The sequence below is a fragment of the Citrobacter sp. Cpo126 genome (assembly GCF_030332445.1).
Taxonomy (GTDB): domain Bacteria; phylum Pseudomonadota; class Gammaproteobacteria; order Enterobacterales; family Enterobacteriaceae; genus Citrobacter; species Citrobacter portucalensis.
The window spans coordinates 92,680-115,279 of sequence record NZ_JAOWHT010000030.1; the positions used below are offsets into that span (position 1 = coordinate 92,680).

22 protein-coding genes are annotated in these 22,600 nt (G+C 54.7%); 17 read left to right on the forward strand and 5 right to left on the reverse strand.

The genetic code is table 11. The annotated features are described in order from the left end of the window. Positions 1-69 precede the first annotated feature (69 nt). On the reverse strand, positions 70-597 hold the full coding sequence (gene ppa, locus OGY17_RS08385) for an inorganic diphosphatase (protein WP_003025726.1): 528 nt from the start codon (positions 595-597) through the stop codon (positions 70-72). 309 nt (positions 598-906) lie between these two features. On the opposite strand from ppa, the gene ytfQ reads away from it, so the two are divergent. The 5 genes from ytfQ (at position 907) to OGY17_RS08410 (ending at position 6,709) form a co-directional block, all read left to right on the forward strand. Next, positions 907-1,863 (forward strand): galactofuranose ABC transporter substrate-binding protein YtfQ, encoded by a 957-nt coding sequence (gene ytfQ / locus OGY17_RS08390; protein ID WP_008786033.1) that lies wholly within the window; start codon positions 907-909, stop codon positions 1,861-1,863. A 103-nt stretch (positions 1,864-1,966) separates the two neighbouring features. After that, a complete protein-coding gene (gene ytfR / locus OGY17_RS08395; RefSeq protein ID WP_048215067.1) occupies positions 1,967-3,469 on the forward strand; it encodes a galactofuranose ABC transporter, ATP-binding protein YtfR in 1,503 nt (500 codons plus the stop codon). Between the two features lie 13 nt (positions 3,470-3,482). After that, on the forward strand, positions 3,483-4,505 hold the full coding sequence (gene ytfT, locus OGY17_RS08400) for a galactofuranose ABC transporter, ATP-binding protein YtfT (RefSeq protein ID WP_003830397.1): 1,023 nt from the start codon (positions 3,483-3,485) through the stop codon (positions 4,503-4,505). Further along, positions 4,492-5,493: a galactofuranose ABC transporter, permease protein YjfF gene (yjfF, locus tag OGY17_RS08405; protein ID WP_153753855.1), complete on the forward strand. Its 1,002-nt coding sequence runs from the start codon at positions 4,492-4,494 to the stop codon at positions 5,491-5,493. Before ytfT ends, yjfF begins: the two co-directional genes overlap by 14 nt. Before the next feature lie 103 nt (positions 5,494-5,596). Continuing rightward, entirely contained in the window at positions 5,597-6,709 is a 1,113-nt protein-coding gene (locus OGY17_RS08410; protein WP_284960814.1) for a methyl-accepting chemotaxis protein, read from the forward strand. A 76-nt stretch (positions 6,710-6,785) separates the two neighbouring features. Here OGY17_RS08410 and fbp read toward each other — a convergent pair whose 3' ends face one another. After that, complete coding sequence (gene fbp, locus OGY17_RS08415) at positions 6,786-7,784, reverse strand: class 1 fructose-bisphosphatase (protein ID WP_003830390.1); 999 nt, start codon at positions 7,782-7,784, stop codon at positions 6,786-6,788. A 175-nt stretch (positions 7,785-7,959) separates the two neighbouring features. Here fbp and mpl point away from each other — a divergent pair, with 175 nt between their 5' ends. Continuing rightward, a complete protein-coding gene (gene mpl, locus OGY17_RS08420) occupies positions 7,960-9,336 on the forward strand; it encodes a UDP-N-acetylmuramate:L-alanyl-gamma-D-glutamyl-meso-diaminopimelate ligase (protein ID WP_003830388.1) in 1,377 nt (458 codons plus the stop codon). A 99-nt stretch (positions 9,337-9,435) separates the two neighbouring features. Here the strand turns inward: mpl and yjgA are convergent, their stop codons facing one another. Beyond that, entirely contained in the window at positions 9,436-9,987 is a 552-nt protein-coding gene (gene yjgA, locus OGY17_RS08425; RefSeq protein ID WP_008786039.1) for a ribosome biogenesis factor YjgA, read from the reverse strand. Between the two features lie 95 nt (positions 9,988-10,082). Here yjgA and pmbA point away from each other — a divergent pair, with 95 nt between their 5' ends. The 11 genes from pmbA (at position 10,083) to OGY17_RS08480 (ending at position 19,699) form a co-directional block, all read left to right on the forward strand. Continuing rightward, entirely contained in the window at positions 10,083-11,435 is a 1,353-nt protein-coding gene (gene pmbA / locus OGY17_RS08430) for a metalloprotease PmbA (protein ID WP_286606877.1), read from the forward strand. 86 nt (positions 11,436-11,521) lie between these two features. Beyond that, the gene (gene cybC / locus OGY17_RS08435) at positions 11,522-11,908 is read left to right on the forward strand and encodes a cytochrome b562 (protein ID WP_003025756.1); all 387 of its coding nucleotides are present in this window, start codon (positions 11,522-11,524) and stop codon (positions 11,906-11,908) included. A 332-nt stretch (positions 11,909-12,240) separates the two neighbouring features. Next, positions 12,241-12,549 (forward strand): glycine dehydrogenase, encoded by a 309-nt coding sequence (locus OGY17_RS08440; protein WP_003025758.1) that lies wholly within the window; start codon positions 12,241-12,243, stop codon positions 12,547-12,549. A 10-nt stretch (positions 12,550-12,559) separates the two neighbouring features. After that, positions 12,560-12,922 carry an SFCGS family glycine-rich protein gene (locus tag OGY17_RS08445; protein WP_191226492.1) on the forward strand — a complete coding sequence of 121 codons (363 nt, stop codon included), beginning with the start codon at positions 12,560-12,562 and terminating at the stop codon, positions 12,920-12,922. 2 nt (positions 12,923-12,924) lie between these two features. Further along, positions 12,925-13,224 carry a DUF4312 family protein gene (locus tag OGY17_RS08450; protein WP_003025762.1) on the forward strand — a complete coding sequence of 100 codons (300 nt, stop codon included), beginning with the start codon at positions 12,925-12,927 and terminating at the stop codon, positions 13,222-13,224. 23 nt (positions 13,225-13,247) lie between these two features. Then, positions 13,248-14,024, forward strand: coding sequence for a DUF4311 domain-containing protein (locus tag OGY17_RS08455; RefSeq protein ID WP_003025764.1), 777 nt, complete (start codon positions 13,248-13,250; stop codon positions 14,022-14,024). An 11-nt stretch (positions 14,025-14,035) separates the two neighbouring features. Then, a complete protein-coding gene (locus OGY17_RS08460) occupies positions 14,036-14,680 on the forward strand; it encodes a DUF4310 family protein (RefSeq protein WP_003830379.1) in 645 nt (214 codons plus the stop codon). Positions 14,681-14,791: 111 nt separating this feature from the next. After that, complete coding sequence (locus tag OGY17_RS08465; protein ID WP_008786044.1) at positions 14,792-15,925, forward strand: amidohydrolase/deacetylase family metallohydrolase; 1,134 nt, start codon at positions 14,792-14,794, stop codon at positions 15,923-15,925. Then, on the forward strand, positions 15,909-17,027 hold the full coding sequence (locus OGY17_RS08470) for a DgaE family pyridoxal phosphate-dependent ammonia lyase (RefSeq protein WP_032942188.1): 1,119 nt from the start codon (positions 15,909-15,911) through the stop codon (positions 17,025-17,027). The genes OGY17_RS08465 and OGY17_RS08470 overlap by 17 nt, the downstream gene beginning before the upstream one ends. After that, positions 17,024-17,764 carry a 2-dehydro-3-deoxy-phosphogluconate aldolase gene (gene dagF / locus OGY17_RS08475; protein ID WP_071446755.1) on the forward strand — a complete coding sequence of 247 codons (741 nt, stop codon included), beginning with the start codon at positions 17,024-17,026 and terminating at the stop codon, positions 17,762-17,764. The genes OGY17_RS08470 and dagF overlap by 4 nt, the downstream gene beginning before the upstream one ends. A 21-nt stretch (positions 17,765-17,785) precedes the next feature. Then, positions 17,786-19,699, forward strand: coding sequence for a BglG family transcription antiterminator (locus OGY17_RS08480; RefSeq protein WP_125363014.1), 1,914 nt, complete (start codon positions 17,786-17,788; stop codon positions 19,697-19,699). 33 nt (positions 19,700-19,732) lie between these two features. Here the strand turns inward: OGY17_RS08480 and nrdG are convergent, their stop codons facing one another. Continuing rightward, entirely contained in the window at positions 19,733-20,197 is a 465-nt protein-coding gene (gene nrdG, locus OGY17_RS08485; protein WP_048227187.1) for an anaerobic ribonucleoside-triphosphate reductase-activating protein, read from the reverse strand. 159 nt (positions 20,198-20,356) lie between these two features. Further along, entirely contained in the window at positions 20,357-22,495 is a 2,139-nt protein-coding gene (gene nrdD / locus OGY17_RS08490; RefSeq protein ID WP_003830363.1) for an anaerobic ribonucleoside-triphosphate reductase, read from the reverse strand. Between the last annotated feature and the right edge of the window lie 105 nt (positions 22,496-22,600).

Genomic DNA, 22,600 nt, shown 5'->3' on the forward strand with positions numbered 1-22,600 from the left:
AAAGAAAGTAGAAATTAAAAAACCCTTACTAACCAGGGCTGGCGTTCAGGGCTTTACGCTAACGCGAACTTACTTCTTCGCGCGCTCGAAGGAAGCAACGATTTCAGCTTTAGCAGCTTCAGCGTTGTCCCAACCGTCAACTTTCACCCATTTGCCCGCTTCGAGATCTTTGTAGTGTTCGAAGAAGTGGGTGATCTGCGCTTTCAGCAGTTCCGGCAGGTCGGTCACATCTTTGATGTGATCGTATTCTTTGCTCAGCTTGGTGTGCGGTACCGCAACCAGTTTCGCATCTTCACCGGATTCGTCGGTCATTTTCAGTACGCCAACCGGACGGCAGCGGATCACTGAACCTGGCTCCAGCGGGTACGGAGTCGGGACCAGAACATCTACCGGGTCACCGTCCAGAGACAGGGTGTGGTTGATGTAACCGTAGTTGCACGGATAGAACATCGCGGTGGACATGAAGCGGTCAACGAACAGGGCGCCGCTCTCTTTGTCAACTTCGTATTTGATCGGATCTGCGTTCGCAGGGATCTCGATAACAACGTAGATATCTTCCGGCAGGTCTTTACCGGCAGGGACGTTGAGTAAGCTCATGTCTGTTTCCTTTAAATAAGCTATGGCAAACAAGTGGCGGGTATTATAGCCAACTCGCGCGGAATGTCTCCGCTTGTTTTCGCTTTCTCTGCGTGCATTTTCTTCTTTTTACCTCTCTCTCGTGACAGAAAAATCCATATCTTCAGCCGCATTTTTCATAGTGAGATGAAAGCGATTACAAAGTTGTGATTAACGTTTTATTTACTTTTTTGAAGTGTGATGTAACGCAATCCGTTACATGCTCAATTGTCTATAGTTTTTTCGCAACGGTTAATTAACCAACAATAATCACCCTACGAGGACGCACTTATGTGGAAGCGCTTACTTTTAGTCACAGCAGTTTCGGCAGCCATGTCGTCTATGGCAATGGCAGCCCCTTTAACCGTAGGATTTTCGCAGGTTGGCTCTGAATCCGGCTGGCGCGCCGCAGAAACCAACGTCGCGAAAAGCGAGGCCGAAAAGCGGGGAATTACGCTGAAAATCGCTGATGGCCAGCAAAAGCAGGAAAACCAGATTAAAGCAGTCCGCTCATTTGTTGCGCAGGGCGTCGACGCCATCTTTATTGCGCCGGTCGTGGCAACGGGTTGGGAGCCGGTTTTAAAAGAAGCTAAAGATGCCGACATTCCGGTCTTTTTGCTCGATCGTTCCATCGATGTAAAAGACAAATCTCTCTATATGACCACCGTCACCGCCGACAACGTGCTGGAAGGTAAATTGATCGGCGACTGGCTGATTAAACAAGTGGATGGCAAGCCGTGTAACGTCGTTGAGCTGCAAGGGACCGTTGGGGCCAGCGTGGCGATCGATCGTAAGAAAGGCTTTGCTGAAGCTATCGCTAATGCGCCAAACATCAAAATTATTCGCTCTCAGTCCGGTGACTTCACCCGCAGTAAAGGGAAAGAAGTGATGGAGAGCTTTATCAAAGCGGAAAACAACGGCAAGAACATCTGTATGGTTTACGCCCACAACGATGACATGGTGATCGGTGCGATTCAGGCGATCAAAGAAGCGGGCCTGAAACCTGGCAAAGATATTCTCACCGGTTCTATCGATGGCGTACCGGATATCTACAAAGCGATGATTGACGGCGAAGCCAACGCCAGCGTCGAGCTGACGCCAAATATGGCTGGCCCGGCATTCGACGCACTGGAGAAATTCAAAAAAGACGGCACGATGCCTGAGAAGCTGACCATTACCAAGTCGATCCTCTATCTGCCGGATACGGCAAAAGAAGAGTTAGAGAAGAAGAAAAACATGGGCTACTAAGCCTTCATGAAAATGCCGGGGGCGCTGCGCTTGCCCGGCCTACATTACGCTCTTTTGTAGGCCGGATAAGCGTAGCGCCATCCGGCGTGATGCAGGGGGAACCATGACCACCGACCAACATCAGGAAATCCTCCGCACCGAAGGATTAAGCAAATTCTTTCCCGGCGTCAAAGCGTTGGATAACGTGGATTTCAGCTTGCGTCGCGGTGAAATTATGGCGCTGCTGGGAGAAAACGGAGCCGGCAAATCGACGCTCATCAAAGCGCTGACCGGCGTTTACCATGCCGATCGCGGCACTATCTGGCTCGAAGGCCAACCGATCACCCCCAAAAACACCGCCCATGCCCAACAACTGGGGATTGGCACCGTGTACCAGGAAGTGAACCTGCTGCCCAATATGTCGGTTGCCGATAACTTATTTATTGGTCGTGAACCGCGGCGCTTTGGCCTGCTCCAGCGCAAGCAGATGGAAAAACGTGCGACGGAGCTGATGGCGTCATACGGTTTTTCCCTCGACGTGCGCGAGCCGCTGAACCGCTTTTCCGTGGCGATGCAACAAATCGTCGCCATCTGTCGGGCGATCGATCTCTCCGCGAAAGTGCTGATCCTCGATGAGCCGACCGCCAGCCTTGATACCCAGGAAGTTGAAATGCTGTTTGGCCTGATGCGACATCTGCGCGATCGGGGCGTCAGTCTGATCTTCGTCACCCACTTTCTCGATCAGGTTTATCAGGTCAGCGATCGCATTACCGTTCTGCGTAACGGCGGCTTCGTTGGCTGCCGTGAAACCCGAGAACTGCCTCAGATCGAACTGGTCAAAATGATGCTGGGCCGTGAACTGGATACCCATGCGCTACAGCGTGCGGGCCGCACGTTGCTGAGTGATAAACCGGTGGCGGCATTCAGCGGCTTTGGTAAAAAAGGCACCATCGCGCCATTTGATCTACAGGTGCGTCCCGGTGAGATCGTCGGTCTCGCCGGACTACTGGGATCCGGGCGAACGGAAACGGCGGAGGTGATCTTCGGTATTAAACCCGCCGACAGCGGAAGTGCGCTGATCAAAGGCAAACCGCAGACTTTGCGCTCGCCACATCAGGCTTCGTGTCTGGGGATCGGTTTCTGTCCGGAGGATCGCAAAACGGATGGCATTATTGCCGCCGCTTCGGTGCGGGAAAACATCATTCTGGCATTGCAGGCGCAGCGCGGCTGGCTGCGGCCTATTCCTCGGAAAGAGCAAAACGAGATTGCCGAGCGTTTTATCCGCCAGCTTGGTATTCGTACTCCGAACGCTGAGCAGCCGATCGAATTTCTCTCCGGCGGCAATCAGCAAAAAGTACTGCTCTCGCGTTGGTTACTGACCAAACCGCAGTTCCTGATCCTCGATGAACCCACGCGTGGGATCGACGTTGGCGCGCATGCGGAGATCATTCGCCTGATCGAAACGCTGTGCGCGGATGGTCTGGCGCTGCTGGTCATTTCATCCGAACTGGAAGAGTTAGTGGGCTATGCCGATCGGGTCATTATTATGCGCGATCGCAAACAGGTGGCCGAGATCCCACTGGCTGAACTGTCCGTACCGGCGATCATGAACGCCATTGCGGCCTAAGGAGACTATGGTGATGCCTCAATCTCTCCCTCAATCCAATCCGTCTAAACGGCGGTTCCGTTGGCCAAAGGGGATGCCACAGCTGGTGGCGTTACTGCTGGTGCTGCTGGTGGATAGCCTGGTCGCCCCGCATTTCTACCAGGTGATTTTGCAGGATGGTCGGCTGTTCGGTAGCCCGATTGATATTCTCAACCGTGCCGCGCCCGTGGCGCTGTTGGCGATTGGTATGACGCTGGTGATTGCTACCGGCGGCATCGACCTTTCCGTGGGGGCAGTCATGGCTATTGCTGGCGCTACTACCGCGGCGATGACGGTGGCCGGGCACAGTCTGCCGGTAGTGCTGCTTGCCGCCTTAGGCTCCGGCATTCTGGCTGGGCTGTGGAACGGGATTCTGGTGGCCATCCTCAAGATCCAACCGTTTGTCGCCACGCTAATCCTGATGGTGGCCGGGCGCGGGGTGGCGCAGCTTATCACCTCCGGGCAGATCGTCACCTTTAACTCGCCCGAACTGTCATGGTTTGGCAGCGGCTCGCTGTTACTGTTCCCCACGCCGGTAATTATTGCACTGCTCACGCTGGTGGTGTTCTGGCTGCTGACGCGGAAAACGGCGCTGGGTATGTTTATCGAAGCGGTGGGTATCAACATTCGTGCGGCAAAAAACGCCGGGGTGAACACCCGCATTATCGTGATGCTCACCTATGTGCTGAGCGGCCTGTGCGCGGCTATCGCTGGCATTATCGTAACGGCGGACATTCGCGGGGCAGATGCCAATAACGCCGGCTTATGGCTGGAGCTGGATGCCATCCTGGCGGTGGTTATCGGCGGCGGGTCGCTGATGGGCGGGCGCTTTAACCTGCTGCTGTCGGTGGTAGGCGCATTGATTATTCAGGGCATGAACACCGGGATTTTGCTGTCGGGCTTCCAGCCGGAACTGAATCAGGTGGTCAAAGCCGTGGTGGTGTTGTGTGTGCTGGTCGTGCAGTCACAACGCTTTATCAGCCTGATAAAAGGAGTGCGTGGTCATGATAAAACGTAATTTACCGCTGATGATCACCCTCGGCGTGTTTGTGCTGGGTTATCTCTACTGCCTGACGCAGTTTCCCGCTTTTGCTTCCACCCGGGTCATTTGCAATATCCTGACCGATAACGCCTTTCTGGGCATCATTGCCGTGGGCATGACCTTCGTGATCCTCTCTGGCGGGATCGACCTTTCCGTTGGCTCGGTGATCGCCTTTACCGGCGTATTTCTGGCAAAGGCCATTGGCTATTGGGGCATTTCCCCGCTGCTGGCGTTCCCTTTGGTTTTGCTGATGGGCTGCGCGTTTGGTGCGTTTATGGGGTTACTGATTGATGCGCTGAAGATCCCGGCATTTATTATCACCCTGGCGGGAATGTTCTTCCTGCGCGGCGTCAGCTATCTGATCTCAGAAGAATCCATCCCAATTAACCATCCGGTTTATGACACGCTCTCAAGCCTGGCATGGAAAATTCCCGGCGGTGGTCGCCTGAGCGCGATGGGATTGCTGATGCTGGCGGTTGTCGTCATCGGCATATTCCTGGCGCACCGTACGCGCTTTGGTAATCAGGTTTACGCGATTGGCGGCAACGCCACCTCTGCCAACCTGATGGGCATCTCAACCCGCAGCACCACCATCCGCATTTATATGCTGTCTACCGGGCTTGCGACGCTTGCCGGCATTGTCTTTTCCATTTACACCCAGGCGGGCTATGCGCTGGCGGGCGTTGGCGTCGAACTGGATGCGATAGCCTCAGTTGTGATTGGCGGAACGCTGCTTAGCGGTGGGGTCGGTACAGTGTTAGGGACGTTGTTTGGCGTCGCCATTCAGGGGCTGATCCAGACCTACATTAATTTTGACGGCACATTAAGTTCCTGGTGGACGAAGATCGCGATTGGCATTTTATTGTTTATTTTTATAGCGTTACAACGCGGTCTGACGGTGCTTTGGGAAAATCGTCAAAGCTCGCCGGTTACCCGAGTGGGTACGGCGGCAACACCAAAGTAACATCCTGATTTTGCACAAAACATTTAAATACCTAAACTTTTTCCGGTTGTAGTCGATAGGTTCTGTACAGGTCTGTTTTAACCCTACAACCGGAAATATAACGATGCCAAAATCCCTTTCAATTCGATCAAGTTTGTTGGTGTTATTGTCTCTGCTGACGTTCCTGCTGTTACTGACCGGTGGCATGGGGCTATATGCGTCTACCCGTGTCATTACCTCGTTGATTTATCAAGGTATTATGAGCGCTGCAATGTTGGCTGCTATCGCATTGCTGGCGGTCATTTGGTTTATGCTGCGAAATAAGTTTCTCAAACCGTTGGATAACATGGTTGAGCAACTGGAACGTCTGGCTACGGGGGATTTGTCGCCGGTTACCGCGTTGTCGGCCAGCGCCGAATTCAACCGCCTGAATGCGGCAATGGATGACATGCGCCATGCGCTGGGCGACTCGGTACAGCGCGTACGCGATGCCAGCTCGCAAATTGATATTGGCAGTCGTGAACTGACGGCCGGTAACCAGCATCTGGCGCAACGCACTGAATCGACAGCCACTTCGCTGGAGCAGACCGCCGCCAGCATGGAAGAACTCACGGCGACGGTGAAACAGAATGCGCAGAACGCGGAACAGGCGCACCAGCTGGCAAAATCGGTGTCGGATACCGCCGATCGCGGTAGCGAAATGGTGTGCTATGTGATCGAGAAAATGCGCGATATTTCCGGCAGTTCCAGCCGAATCGCCGATATCCTCAGCGTGATTGACGGCATTGCTTTCCAGACCAATATTCTGGCGCTCAATGCTTCCGTTGAAGCGGCGCGGGCTGGTGAGCAGGGGCGGGGCTTTGCGGTTGTGGCAGGTGAAGTGCGTAATCTGGCCAGCCGCAGCGCCGAGGCGGCCAAAGAGATCCGTACGCTAATCAGCGATTCGCACACCCATGTGGGGGAAGGCAGTGAACTGGCGCAGCAGGCGGGCGAAACCATGGATGAAATCGCGACCGAGGTTATGCGTATGACCAAACTGATGCGTGAAATTGCCAGTGCGTCCCAGGAACAGAGTCGCGGCATAGAGCAGGTGAATATCGCGGTAATTCAGATGGATGAAACGGCGCAGCAAAACGCGGCGCTGGTACAGCAGTCTTCAGCGGCTACCCGCTCGCTGGAAGAGCAGTCTTCAGCGCTAATCGAAGCAATGGCCGTATTTAAGCTACAGAAAGCGTAAGCAGACGATGGATTTTGTAGGCCGGATGGCAACGCTACGCGTTTTATCCGGCCTACGTCCGTGCGATGAATGATACTTACGCGTCCGGGAACTCGCGGATAAAGCGTTCTACATCTTCAACCATATGGTCGTTACCCACGAAGAAGGAGCGGCGCTGGTGCAGACTTTCTGGGGTGATATCCAGAATGCGTTCTTTACCATCGCTGGCTTTGCCGCCCGCCTGCTCGGCCAGGAAGGCCATCGGGTTGCATTCATACAGCAGACGCAGTTTCCCTTGCGGGTGGCTGGCGGTGCTTGGGTACAAGTAGATCCCGCCTTTCAGCAGATTGCGATGGAAATCCGCAACCAGAGAGCCAATGTAGCGCGAGGTATACGGGCGCTGGGTTGGCTTATCTTCTTCCTGGCAGAATTTAATGTACTTCTTCACGCCGTTCGGGAATTTGATGTAGTTGCCTTCGTTAATGGAGTACGTGCTGCCTTTCGCCGGGAAGCGCATACGTTCCTGGCTGAGGCAGAATACGCCCAGAGAAGGATCGTAGGTGAAGGCATGTACGCCACAGCCGGTGGTATACACCAGCATGGTGGAAGAACCATAAACAACGTAACCTGCAGCAACCTGCTTGTTGCCCGGTTGCAGGAAATCCTCTTCCGTAACCGGTGTGCCGACTGGGGTTACGCGGCGGTAAATAGAGAAAATCGTACCGACAGAGACGTTAACATCGATGTTGGATGAGCCATCCAGCGGATCCATTAGCACAACGTATTTAGCGTGTTCACAGCCTTCAAAGACGACGATTTCATCTTCTTCTTCTGAGGCAATGCCCGCCACAATGTCGCGCGCCTTCAGTGCAGCTTTCAGTTTTTCGTTCGCGAACAGATCGAGTTTTTGCTGAACCTCTCCCTGCACGTTCTCAGCACCGCTGGCACCCAGGATATCGACCAGACCGGCCTTATTGATATCGCGGTGGATGATCTTGGCGCCCAGCTTTATTGCCGACAACAAAGCAGTGAGCTCACCGGTAGCATGAGAAAACTCGTGCTGCTTTTCGACAATAAATTCACCTAACGTTTTCATAACACTTTCCCTGCAATTTATGTGGAGTAAAGCGACCGCAACAATATTAACAAATATTTCCTTTGTTGCGCTTAGGTGAATCGCGCCAGCAAACTGCGGAATATCCTGAAATGCGTTTCTCACTTGCCGGACATGTGCGTAAAATGGCCCCCAGATTAAAAAAGGATAGTGACGTATGCGCATTCATATTTTGGGAATTTGTGGCACTTTCATGGGCGGTCTGGCGATGCTGGCGCGCTCGCTCGGTCATGAAGTAACCGGTTCGGACGCCAATGTGTATCCGCCGATGAGTACCTTACTTGAGAAGCAAGGCATTGATCTGATTCAGGGTTACGATGCCAGCCAGCTCGACCCACAGCCGGACCTGGTGATCATTGGCAATGCCATGACCCGTGGTAATCCGTGCGTGGAAGCGGTGCTGGAAAAGAACATTCCGTACATGTCTGGCCCGCAGTGGCTGCATGACTTTGTCTTGCGCGATCGCTGGGTACTGGCGGTTGCGGGTACGCACGGCAAAACCACTACCGCCGGAATGGCGACCTGGATCCTCGAAGCCTGCGGCTATAAACCTGGCTTTGTGATCGGCGGCGTTCCGGGCAACTTTGAGGTTTCCGCGCGTCTCGGCGAGAGCGACTTCTTCGTGATTGAAGCGGATGAGTACGACTGCGCGTTCTTCGACAAGCGTTCTAAATTCGTGCATTACTGCCCGCGCACGCTGATCCTCAATAACCTTGAGTTCGATCACGCGGACATCTTTGACGATCTGAAAGCTATTCAGAAACAGTTCCACCACCTGGTGCGTATCGTGCCGGGCCAGGGACGCATCATCTACCCAGAAAACGACATCAATCTGAAACAGACGATGGCGATGGGCTGCTGGAGCGAACAAGAGCTGGTGGGCGAACAAGGTCACTGGCAGGCGAAAAAGCTGACCACCGATGCCTCCGAGTGGGAAGTGTGGCTGGATGGTGAAAAAGTCGGCGAAGTGAAGTGGGGCCTGGTGGGCGAGCACAACATGCACAACGGCCTGATGGCGATTGCAGCCGCGCGTCATGTTGGCGTCGTGCCTGCGGATGCGGCCAATGCATTGGGTTCGTTCATCAACGCCCGTCGCCGTCTTGAGCTGCGCGGTGAAGCCAATGGCGTGACGGTGTATGACGATTTTGCCCATCACCCGACGGCCATTCTGGCAACGCTTGCGGCACTGCGCGGTAAAGTGGGCGGCACGGCGCGCATCATCGCGGTGCTGGAACCTCGCTCGAACACCATGAAAATGGGTTTGTGCAAAGATGACCTGGCGCCGTCGTTAGGGCGTGCAGACGAAGTGTTCCTGCTGCAACCCCCGCACATTCCGTGGCAGGTAGCAGAAGTCGCTGAAGCCTGCGTTCAGCCGGCACACTGGAGCGGCGATGTGGATGCACTGGCAGATATGGTGGTGAAAACCGCACAGCCTGGCGATCACATTCTGGTGATGAGCAACGGCGGGTTTGGCGGTATTCATCAAAAACTGCTGGATGGTCTGGCGAAGAAAGCTCAGGCAGAAGAAGAGTAAAAAAATGCCCGGTGGCGCTACGCTTACCGGGCCTACAACGGATCGTAGGCCGGATAAGGTATTTGCACCGCCATCCGGCACTTTCGGCGGACGAAGAGGTTAGGCCTCGTTTTCCGCCAGTTCACGCAGATACTGGAAGATCTGGCGGGAAGATTTTGGCGGCTTGTTGCCCGCTTTTTCTTTCCTGGCGTTACGCACCAGCGAACGCAGTTGCTGACGGTCGGCGTCAGGCCACAGGTTCATCACTTCTTCGATAGCTTCATCGCTACCGTCAACCATACGGTCACGCAGTTGCTCCAGCTTATGGAAGACAACGACCTGTTGGTTGTGACGGTTTTTCAGCTTGTCCAGCGCCTGACGGATAGGATCAACATCGCGCTGGCGCAACATTTTGCCAATCAGCTGCAGCTGACGACGGCGACCTTCCATCTTAATACGCTGGGCCAGCTCAATCGCGGCACGTAAATCCGCATCGAGCGGGATTTTATCCAGCGCGTTTTTCCCCAGTTTTACCAGTTCCACACCCAGGTGTTTTAACTCCTCGGCGTCACGTTTTATTTCACTTTTACTGACCCAGATAATTTCATCGTCTTCGTCTTCGATGTCATCACCGGGAACGTCGTCGAGCCAGTCTTCGGGCTGCTTAGTCATGTCAGGCTCCTTAAAAAAAGAGGCTAATGTTACCAGTTAAGATGCGCACTGAAAAACGGTTCTCTGTTAGACTTCAGAGAAACTCTCTCTACATTATGGCATTTGCGATGAAAGTAATCTCACAAGTTGAAGCGCAGCGTAAGATTCTGGAAGAAGCAGTCTCGACGGCACTGGAATTAGCATCAGGTAAGTCGGATGGCGCGGAAGTCGCTGTGAGCAAGACCACGGGTATTAGCGTCAGCACCCGTTATGGTGAAGTGGAGAACGTCGAATTCAATAGCGATGGTGCACTGGGGATTACGGTTTACCACCAGAACCGTAAGGGCAGCGCATCGTCCACCGATTTAAGCCCGCAGGCGATTGCACGCACCGTGCAGGCCGCGCTGGACATTGCACGTTACACTTCGCCGGATCCGTGTGCGGGCGTGGCAGATAAAGAACTGCTGGCCTTTGATGCGCCCGATCTGGACCTGTTCCACCCGGCGGAAGTTTCCCCTGACGAAGCTATCGAACTGGCTGCCCGCGCTGAACAGGCGGCGTTGCAGGCCGACAAACGCATCACCAACACCGAAGGCGGCAGCTTTAACAGCCACTATGGTATCAAAGTGTTTGGCAACAGCCACGGTATGCTGCAGGGCTACTGCTCCACGCGCCATTCCCTTTCCAGCTGCGTAATCGCAGAAGAAAATGGTGATATGGAGCGTGATTACGCTTACACCATTGGCCGGGCGATGGGCGATCTGCAAACGCCGGAGTGGGTGGGGGCAGACTGCGCTCGCCGTACCTTATCTCGCCTGTCTCCGCGAAAGCTTTCCACCATGAAAGCGCCGGTGATTTTCGCCAATGAAGTGGCGACCGGACTGTTCGGACACCTGGTTGGCGCCATTGCGGGCGGCTCGGTGTACCGCAAATCCACCTTCCTGCTCGACTCGCTGGGCAAGCAAATTCTGCCGGAATGGCTGACCATTGAAGAACATCCGCACCTGCTGAAAGGGCTGGCGTCTTCACCGTTCGACAGCGAAGGCGTACGGACCGAACGCCGCGACATTATTAAAGACGGTGTGCTGACTCAGTGGCTGCTGACCAATTATTCTGCACGTAAGCTGGGGCTTAAGAGCACCGGTCATGCAGGCGGGATCCACAACTGGCGAATTCCGGGACAGGGTCTAAGCTTCGAGCAGTTGCTCAAAGAGATGGGCACAGGTCTTGTGGTTACCGAGCTGATGGGACAGGGCGTAAGCGGCATTACCGGCGATTACTCGCGCGGCGCGGCGGGCTTCTGGGTCGAAAACGGTGAAATTCAGTACCCGGTGAGTGAAATTACCATCGCCGGTAGCTTAAAAGAGATGTGGCGTAATATCGTCACCGTCGGCAACGATATTGAAACGCGCAGTAATATTCAGTGTGGTTCGGTCCTGTTGCCGGAGATGAAGATCGCCGGGCAATAATATCCGTCATACTTCAAGCTGTGGCGTGAATTATTGAGGGTATCTGGCGTTTGTTTATTTTTGAATAATAAAAAAGGAAGTGAGCAATGCGTAAACACCTGTTAGCGATCGTCGCAGCTTCAACGCTGGTTCTTGGTTCTTCTGCGTTTGCAGCCGATCTTGAAGACGATATGGGGATCCTCAACGACAACCTGAAAATCGTCGAAAAAACGGATAATGCGACTGAACTGAAAGATGCGTTAACCAAAATGCGTGCAGCCGCGCTGGACGCGCAAAAGGGAACGCCGCCGAAGCTGGAAAACAAATCCCCGGACAGCCCGGAGATGAAGGATTTCCGTCACGGTTTTGACACGCTGATCGGTCAGATCGACGGTGCGTTGAAGCTGGCGAACGAAGGTAAAGTTAAAGAGGCGAAAGCCGTTGCGGAAGAGCTGAAAACCACGCGCAACGAAAACCACAAGAAGTTCCGCTAATCTGCGCTATCCGGCCTGCATACCCGTAGGTCGGATACAACACCCCGCTACCGCACGTCCCATAAGTAAACGCTATCCCCATCACATTTTTTCATTTTTATCGCCCATTCATTGTTCGCACTTCCTTCCATTTTTCTGCTCGCTCTTGCGATCTCAATCACATTCTTCCAGTGATAAATCGTGGTTCCAGCTCTTTTTGCGGCACAGATCACTATCGCTGCACACCTTTCCACTTCGAAGTGGAAAACAACTCGCTACAAACTCATAACCTCCGTCGCTAATTTACTCTCAGAGACATTAACGGGGTAAGACGAGTGAATAACGGAGCTGTAATGAATGACATGGGGGAATCGGTGGAACTGGCCGACCGCATGCTGGCGCAGGTGTATGCCTTGCTGCGTGAACGCAACATTATTCCCAACGCCGTACAGGAACAGATGCTGACGTCGCATGTTCGCGCCATGGCGCACCGCTCGGTAACGGGTGAACCCTTACCAGAGGTCGATGCCAGCTTGTTTGATGAAATATCTGCCGAATCAATGGCGCTTGCCCGCGACGTGGTCGCCGAGTTTGGCAATCTTCCTGAGGAAGAGGCCTGGCTGCTGTCGGTGCACTTCGAAGTCGCTAAAGACAACCTTTAAGGAGCAAAAGATGGAACAGATTACCGTAGTGATTGGCGATCGTCTGGGTAAAGGCCAGAAAGTGGCGGCAGGCGTAGAGAAAGCGGGTGGCCGTGCCGTTGTGGTGCCGGGCGTTGCAGCAGATATGAAGCTGGGTGACGTGATGAAAGCGGAAAACGCCAGCTTTGGTATCTCGTTTTGCGGCAGCGGTGGTGCGGGAGCGATTACCGCGCAGACCAAATACGGCTACAAGGCGAAATACGGCATGCGCTCGGTCGATGAAGGGGTAACCGCCATCAACGAAGGGTGCAACGTACTGGGATTCGGCTTTATGGACAAAGAAGAGCTCGGCGAGCGCCTGGTGCAGGCGTGGCAAAAGAAACACGGCGCTTAAGCATGAAAGAGCAATTCACCACCACGGTGAGAGTCACGGGTAAGGGCGAGACCAAAGCTCGCGCCTTTGCCGATGCCCTGAACCACGTTCAGGCTGCGGTGATGAAAGCGTCGCCGCATATCTTACTGCGTATTGAGCCACAGGATGTGCAGGTTGTTCAAGCGCGTGAATCGGTGCGTAAAGAGGCGTTTTTATTCCTCTTTTTGCGCCGGGAAAGACGCACTTTCAGCGTGGAGCTGGACGTGACCGTCAACGTGACTGCCATCAATCTCGACAAGGTGGATTTCGTTACGCAACGCTGATTTTTCTATTAAAAGGCATAATTATGTTCCTGATAATATTAATAAAATCGCTCATCATCGGCGCGTTGGTTGGCGTTGGTGTCGGCGCTGGGGCTGCACGCATGTTTCATGCGCCTACCACTCAAGGGATGGGCGCGTTTCGTACTCTGGGAGAACTGAATTCCTGCGAAGGGGATCCGGCTTCTCACTTCTCGTTCGGCCTGGGCTTCTTCTTTAACGCCTGGGCTTCCTCTGTTGCGGCGGGGGCGTTCACGCAGGACGTCGACCATCGCATCATCCCCAACTGGGGCGCCGCCGCGCTGATGATTAAAAATCGCAACGTCGGTGAAACGCTGCACGACCCCAAACGCATGGCAATTGCCTGCGGCGTTATCGGGATGATCGTGGTGACCTTCCTGAACCTCACCGCATCATCCGTACCGGAAGCGTTGCAGGTTACCGCCGTCAAGGTGCTGGTGCCCGCGGCTAACCTGCTGGTTAACACCGTGATGCCAGTAATCTTCTGGCTGGCGGCGATCGACGCCGGTAAGAAATCTGGCTTCTGGGCCACCGTTTTTGGCGGCGCGGCGCAGCTGATCATGGGTAACGCCGTTCCGGGTCTGGTTCTCGGCATTCTGATCGGCAAAGGTGTTGAAGAGAGCGGCTGGAACCACGTCACTAAAGTGATGATGGTGGCTATCGTCGCGCTGTTTGTCCTGAGCGGCTTCTTCCGTGGCTTCGACATGAAGATGATCGAATCCTTCCATCTGACCGTGCCTAACTGGCTCGAACTTATCCACAACTCGCTCAGCGGCAAATAACGGAGGTCATCATGGAACAGAATAAAGGTTTTTGGTTCGCTGACTGGTCGTTCCCGATCTTCGTGGGCCTGCTCTCCTCTGGCGTGTTTGCCGGAACACACATGTACTACCTGTACGGTATTGGCGCATTTAACGAAGTGGCTTTTGTGGCGATGCTGAAGGCGGGAATGGATACCGGCTCCTACGGAGCGGTGGCGGCATTTGGCGCAAGCTTCCTGTTTGCCCGCATCATTGAAGGTTCGCTGGTGGGGATTTTGGATATCGGCGGGGCGATTCAGACCGGAGTCGGGTTAGGTGTTCCGGCGCTGCTGTTGGGCGCGGGCATTATCTTCCCGGTCGCCAACTTCGCCGCCTCGCTGGTCACCGGTCTGGTGATTGGTCTGGCGATTGGCTACATCATCATTCTGGCGCGTAAGTTCACCATCAACCAGAGCGACTCGACCTACGGTGCGGACGTCATGATGGGGGCCGGTAACGCCTCCGGACGCTTCCTCGGACCGTTGATTATCCTCAGCGCGATGACGGCTTCTATTCCTATCGGAATCGGTTCTCTGGCGGGTGCGCTGCTGTTTTACCTGTGGCAAAAACCGATTACCGGCGGGGCGATCCTCGGCGCAATGATCCTCGGGTCTATTTTCCCGATTGCCATTAGTTGATGGTGTGTCGTTGTAGGCCGGATAAGGCGCAGCCGCCATCCGACAATGACGCCTGATGGCGCTGCGCTTATCAGGCCTACACGACCGCCCCCATTTCAACAGGAGAGAGACATGTTTGATTTACTCCTGCGCCGTGCGCGCCTCGTTGACGATACGGTGAGCGATATTGCGCTCAAAGACGGCAAGATCGCGGCGTTGGGTGACGTTGATGGCCCGGCGCTGAAAACCATCGAGCTGGGCGGTGAGTGCTACGTCAGCGCAGGCTGGATTGACTCCCACGTTCATTGCTACCCGAAATCCCCGATTTATCACGACCAGCCGGATAGCGTTGGTATTGCGACCGGCGTCACTACCGTAGTGGATGCGGGCAGTACCGGGGCGGATGACATCGACGATTTTTACACCCTGACCCGGGAAGCTGCCACCGAAGTGTACGCGTTGCTGAATATCTCCCGCGTTGGGCTTATTGCCCAGAACGAGCTGGCCAACATGGTCAATATTGACGCTGATGCGGTGCGAGAGGCGGTGAAACGCCACCCTGATTTTATCGTCGGTCTGAAGGCACGTATGAGCAGCAGCGTAGTCGGTGAAAATGGCATCACGCCGCTGGATCGCGCCAAAGCGATGCAAGCGCAGAACGGTGACCTGCCGCTGATGGTGCACATCGGCAACAACCCGCCGGACCTGGATGAGATCGCCGAACGCCTGAGCGCGGGTGACATCATTACCCACTGTTACAACGGTAAGCCGAATCGCATTCTGACGCCGCAAGGCGAGCTGCGGGCGTCAGTGACGCGGGCGATTTCACGCGGCGTGCGTCTGGACGTTGGGCATGGCACCGCCAGCCTGAGCTTTGCGGTGGCAAAACGCGCTATCGAACTGGGTATTTTGCCGCACACCATCAGCTCCGATATTTACTGTCGTAACCGTATCAGCGGCCCGGTGCATTCCCTGGCGAATGTGATGTCGAAATTCCTCGCCATTGGGATGTCGCTTCCGCAGGTCATTGAATGCGTTACCGCCAATGCCGCCGATGGTCTGCGCCTGAAACAGAAGGGGCGGCTGCAGATCGGTCTGGATGCCGATTTAACCCTCTTTACGCTTAAGCGCCAGCCAACCGTGCTGGTAGATGCAGAAAACGACAGCCTGCAGGCTGAACAACTGCTGGTGCCGCTTGCCGCAATACGTGCGGGCAAGGGCTATATGACCGAACAAGGGAGCGCGGAACATGCCTTCGATTTTTGAGAAATACGATTTAAAACAGGTGATTAATACCTCCGGCCGCATGACGGCGCTCGGCGTTTCCACGCCGCGACCAGAAGTGGTTGAAGCCGCGATGGCGGGGATGAACCAATATTTCGAGATGAAAGACCTGGTCAATAAAACCGGCGACTACATCGCGAAATTACTGGAAGTGGAGGGGGCAACGGTTGTCTCTTGCGCATCGGCCGGGATCGCCCTGTCGGTGGCTGGCGTATTGGTTAAAGACAGCGACTGGCTGCTGGAGAACCTGCACGTCACGCCCATCGAGAACAACGAAATCGTGCTGCCCAGAGGTCACAACGTCAACTTTGGCGCACCGGTGGGCACCATGGTAGCGCTTGGCGGCGGCAAGTTAGTGGAAGCCGGTTATGCCAACGAATGTTCCGCGGCACAGCTGGCGGCGGCCATTACACCGCGTACGGCGGCCATTCTGTATATCAAATCTCACCACTGCGTCCAGAAAAGTATGCTCAGCGTGGAGCAGGCTGCGGTGGTGGCGCGTACGCATAATCTGCCGCTGATAGTGGACGCGGCGGCGGAAGAGGATTTGCAGTGCTACTACCGGGTTGGTGCAGATCTGGTGATTTATAGCGGCGCCAAGGCGATAGAAGGACCAACCAGCGGTCTGGTGATTGGTAAAACCCAATATGTTGAGTGGGTGAAGCGCCAGACGGCGGGGATTGGCCGGGCGATGAAGGTGGGCAAAGAGGGAATTCTTGGACTGACCTGCGCCATCGAACTGTATCTGAACGCGCAGAAAGAGAGCGGCGCGGAGATGGTCGAGAAAATGACGCCGTTCATTAATGCGTTGAACCAGCTTAACGGCGTGAGCGCCCGCGTGGTGTGGGATAGTGCAGGGCGCGACATCGCACGCACGGAAATTAAGTTTGATGAAGCGGTAACCGGGATCGCCACGGGGGAACTGGTCGACGCGCTGAAACAGGGGGAGTACGCGATTTACTTCCGTGGTTACAAAGCCAATGAAGGCATTATCGAAGCCGATGTGCGCAGCGTCGATCGCGCGCAGCTGGAGATTGTGGCCCGTCGAATTGGTGAAGTGATTTCGCAGGAGAAAAACGCATGAAACTGACCCCTAACTTTTATCGCGACCGCGTCTGCCTGAACGTACTGGCAGGCTCCAAAGAAAATGCCCGGGATATTTATGCGGCGGCGGAAGGACACGTGCTGGTTGGCGTGTTGTCAAAAAATTACCCGGATGTCGCAAGCGCGGTAGCGGATATGCGTGAATACGCGGCCCTTATCGACAATGCGCTCTCCGTGGGGCTGGGGGCGGGCGATCCTAACCAGTCGGCGATGGTCAGTGAAATCTCTCGTCAGGTGCAGCCACAGCATGTCAATCAGGTCTTTACCGGTGTGGCCACCAGTCGCGCGCTGCTGGGCCAGCAGGAGACAGTGGTCAATGGTCTGGTCTCGCCAACCGGCACGCCGGGCAGGGTGAAAATCTCCACTGGTCCGCTAAGCAGCCAGTCGCCGGACGGTATTGTGCCGGTAGAAACCGCGATTGCGCTGCTCAAAGACATGGGCGGTAGCTCAATTAAATACTTCCCGATGGGCGGCCTGAAATGCCGTGACGAGTACATTGCGGTCGCGCAGGCCTGCGCCCGTCATGACTTCTGGCTGGAGCCAACCGGCGGTATCGATCTGGATAATTTCACTGAAATCCTGCAAATTGCCCTCGATGCCGGAGTGAGTAAAATCATTCCTCACATCTATAGTTCGATTATTGATAAGGTGAGTGGTAACACTCGTCCGGACGACGTACGCCAGCTGATGGCGATGACCCGGGCCTGCGTAGGCTAACTGACTGATGAGGAAACTGACGTGCGATTCCCCAACCAACGTTTAGCACAGCTGTTTGACATGTTGCAAAACGAAGCGCTTCCACAGGACGAGCTGGCGCAGCGGTTGTCGGTTTCCACACGCACCGTACGGGCGGATATCACCGCGCTAAACGCGCTGCTCACCCAGTATGGCGCACAGTTTGTCCTCAGCCGGGGTAATGGTTATCAGCTCAAAATTGACGACCCGGCAAGCTTTCACACCCTGCAAACGCAGCAGCCCAATACGTTGCTGCGTATCCCGCGGACCAGCCAGGAACGGATACACTGGCTGGTGGTGCGTTTTCTGACGTCGGCTTTCTCGCTGAAGCTGGAAGATTTGGCTGATGAATGGTTTATCAGCCGCGCGACGCTGCAAAACGATATGGCTGAGGTGCGCGAGCATCTGCAACGTTATCATCTGACGCTGGAAACGCGTCCCCGTCACGGCATGAAGCTGTTCGGCAGCGAAATGGCGATCCGCGCCTGTTTGACCGATCTGCTGTGGACGCTGGCGCAGCAGGATCCGCAGCATCCGTTAGTGACGCAAGAAGCGCTGAATGCGGGGCTTCCTGAACAGTTGCAACCCGTTTTGCAGGACATTTTTGCCCGTTTCCATATTCGTCTGACCGATGAGGGCGAGCTGTTTTTACGCTTGTACTGCGCGGTGGCGGTACGGCGGATTAGCGAAGGATATCCACTCCCGGATTTTGCCGCAGAAGAGGCCGATCAATCGGTGTGCCTGGCCACGCGGGAAATCGCGGCGGTACTGCACCGCCTGGCAGACAAACCGCTTTCCGTTTCCGAAGAAAACTGGCTACAGGTGCATATTGCTGCCCGCCAGGTTCAGGAGATCGCGCCCAGTGCTATCAATGCGGATGATGACGAAGCGTTGGTCAATTACATCCTGCGTTTTATCAACACCCAGTACAACTACAACCTGTTGAATGATAAACAGTTGCATGCTGACCTGCTGACGCATATTAAGACGATGATCACCCGGGTGCGTTACCAGATAATGATCCCCAATCCGCTGTTGGAAAATATTAAACAGCACTACCCCATGGCGTGGGACATGACGCTGGCCGCCGTCTCGGGATGGGGAAAATATACGCCGTACACCATCAGTGAAAATGAGATTGGCTTCCTCGTGCTGCATATTGGCGTCGGGCTGGAGCGTAGTTACAACATCGGTTACCAGAGACAGCCGAAGGTTCTGCTGGTATGCGATGCCGGAAATGCGATGGCGCGGATGATTGAAGCGGTACTGGCGCGTAAGTATCCGCAGATAGAGATCGTCGATACCGTAACGCTTCGCGACTACGAACAGCGGGAAAGCATCAGCGAAGATTTTGTCATCTCAACCGCGCGGATTGGTGAAAAAGATAAGCCGGTGGTGATGATTGCACCGTTCCCTACCGATTATCAGCTGGAGCAGATTGGCAAACTGGTGCTGGTCGACAGAACCCGTCCGTGGATGTTGAACAAATTCTTCGATGCCGCCCATTTTCGTGTGATTGACGAGCCAATGGATCAACAAACGTTGTTCAAAACCTTATGCCGTCAGTTGCAGGATGAAGGTTTTGTCGACGCGGAATTTCTTGATTCGGTGGTTGAGCGTGAGGCCATCGTCAGCACCATGCTGGGTGACAGTATTGCCTTGCCGCACGCCCTTGGTCTGCTGGCAAAGAAAACGGTGGTCTACACCATCCTCGCCCCGCAGGGTATCGCCTGGGGAGATGAAACGGCCCACGTGATCTTCTTGCTCGCCATCAGCAAGAGTGAATACGAAGAGGCGATGGCTATCTACGATATCTTCGTCACCTTCCTGCGCGAACGCGCGATGACGCGACTCTGCGCGTGTCGCAATTTCACCGAGTTCAAAGCTGTTGCGATGGAGTGTGTGAGCCGTTTTTGAGAGGCGGATAACAGAATATTTACCGCCTGAAAGTTAACGCAAATGATGTACAACCTGGTTGCTGCTACCGCGCCAGATCAGCGCCGGGTCTTTAAGATCCTGCACAAATTTACCATCGACCAGCACGTTGATGAGATCCACCACCTGCATTTGTGCGGCGTTGAGTTCATCAAGCTTGTAGCCGGTCCACACCCAGATATCTTTCCCCGGACACTCAGCGTGAATACGCTGTACCAGTTGCAGGATATCCGGCACGTTTTGCGGATGCAGCGGATCGCCGCCGGACAGCGAAATACCCTGGCGAGGGATTCGCGTGTCGTTCAGATCGGCAATGATCTTGTCTTCCATCTCTTTGGTAAACGGCTGGCCGGAATTGAGTCGCCAGGTGCTTTTGTTATAGCAGCCAGGGCATTCATGCACGCATCCCGACACAAACAAGGTGCAGCGAGTGCCGGGGCCGTTGACGATATCGACAGGATAGTATTGATGGTATCGCATTTTCGCTTCTCAATTGACGCCATTACTGCGTTGTCTGCGCTCGCTCACCCGGGTCACTTACTTATGTAAGCTCCCCGGGATTCGCTTGCTTGCCGCCTTGTCCTGGCGCCAATTGCTTTGCGAAAAGCGTCACATCGCCAGGCAATAATACTGTCGAAATTAACCGATCTGCCCATTACCTAAATGCTTAACGCGGCGCTTCACTTCTTCCTGCTTACCGGCGTTAAACGGACGAGCGTCCGGGCTGCCTAAATAACCGCATACGCGGCGAGTGACCGACACGCGCGCGGCGTCGTGGTTACCACATTTCGGGCAGGTAAAGCCTTTGCTGGTGCACTCGAACTCACCGGTAAAGCCGCACTCGTAGCATTCATCGATTGGCGTGTTGGTCCCGTAATACGGCACGTGCTGATAGCTGTAATCCCAGACGTCTTCCAGTGCTTTCAGGTTGTGCTGAATGTTCGGGTACTCGCCGTAGCAAATGAAGCCTCCGTTCGCCAGCGGCGGGTACGGCGCTTCGAAATCGATCTTGTCGTACGGGTTAACCTTTTTCTCCACGTCGAGGTGGAAGCTATTGGTGTAGTAACCTTTGTCGGTAACACCCGGCACCACGCCAAACTCGGCGGTATCCAGACGGCAGAAACGATCGCACAGGTTTTCACTTGGTGTACTGTACAGGCTAAAGCCGTAGCCGGTTTCGTCTTTCCATTGATCGACCGCCTGACGCAGACGTTCCACAATGGCGATAGCTTTAGCGCGAAGCTGCTCGCTGTCGTACAAGTGTTTGTCGCCAAACAGCGCGTTGATGGTTTCGTGAATGCCGATGTAACCCAGAGAAATCGACGCGCGGCCGTTTTTAAAGATTTCAGACACGTCATCGTCTGCTTTCAGACGTACGCCGCAGGCCCCTTCCATATACAGGATTGGTGCAACGCGGGCCTTCACGCCTTCCAGACGCGCAATGCGGGTCATCAGCGCTTTACGTGCCAGGATCAGACGGTCGTCGAGCAGTTTCCAGAAGGTGGCTTCATCGCCATGAGCTTCCAGCGCGATACGCGGCAGGTTAAGGCTGATAACGCCGAGGTTGTTACGGCCATCGTGAACCTGTTCGCCGTTCTCGTTTTCCCATACGCCCAGGAAGCTACGGCAGCCCATTGGCGTTTTGAACGAGCCGGTCACTTTAACCACTTGATCGTAGTTCAGGATGTCCGGATACATACGCTTGCTCGCGCACTCCAGCGCCAGCTGCTTGATGTCATAGTTCGGATCGCCAAACTTGTGGTTCAGACCGTCACGAATCGCAAACACCAGTTTCGGGAACACGGCGGTTTTACGATTTTTACCCAGGCCAGCAATGCGGTTACGCAGAATGGACTGCTGGATCAAACGCGATTCCCAGCTGGTTCCCAGGCCGAAACCGAAGGTAACGAACGGCGTCTGACCGTTGGCGGTATGCAGGGTATTCACTTCATACTCAAGGGACTGGAATGCGTCGTAGCACTCTTTCTCGGTACGGGAATGCGCATAACCGTCGGCATCTGGGATCTGCCACTCTTCAGCGGTTTTGCGATGCTTATTAAAGCTCTCGGTCACGAACGGTGCGAGAACTTCGTCAATACGGTTAATGGTGGTACCGCCATAAATATGGCTGGCAACCTGCGCGATAATTTGCGCGGTGACGGCCGTCGCGGTGGAGATGGATTTTGGCGGCTCAATCTCCGCGTTACCCATCTTAAAGCCCTGCGTCAGCATACCTTTCAGGTCGATCAGCATGCAGTTAAACATTGGGAAGAACGGAGAGTAGTCGAGATCGTGATAGTGAATATCACCACGCTCGTGCGCCTGGACGACATCACGCGGCAGCAGGTGTTGACGCGCATAGTGTTTGGCGACGATACCGGCCAGCAGGTCGCGCTGGGTCGGGATCACTTTGCTGTCTTTGTTGGCGTTTTCGTTCAGCAGAGCAGAGTTGGTTTGCTCAACCAGACCACGAATTTCCTGGTTCAGACGGCCACGTTTTTCACGCTGTATATCACGGTCGTGGCGATATTCGATGTACGCACGGGCGAGTTGTTTGTACGGACCAGACATCAGCTGGTTTTCTACCGCTGTCTGGATCTCGTTGATATCGACCTGGCTGCGCTCATTCATCTGGCTACTAACGACTTCTGCGACGGTGGCACAGTAATCTGCGTCATCGACTCCCGCTGCTTTAGCTGCACGCAGAATGGCTTCTTTGATGCGCTCTGATTTAAACGGCACTTTACAGCCATCTCGTTTCATCACATGCGGTGTCATGATCACTCCATATTTATAAGAACAGGTTATCCACAGAGGTTGGAGAAGCGGCCATGGCTTTATTCATCTATCTGGCCAATGACTTCCCGCAATCCTGACCCACTT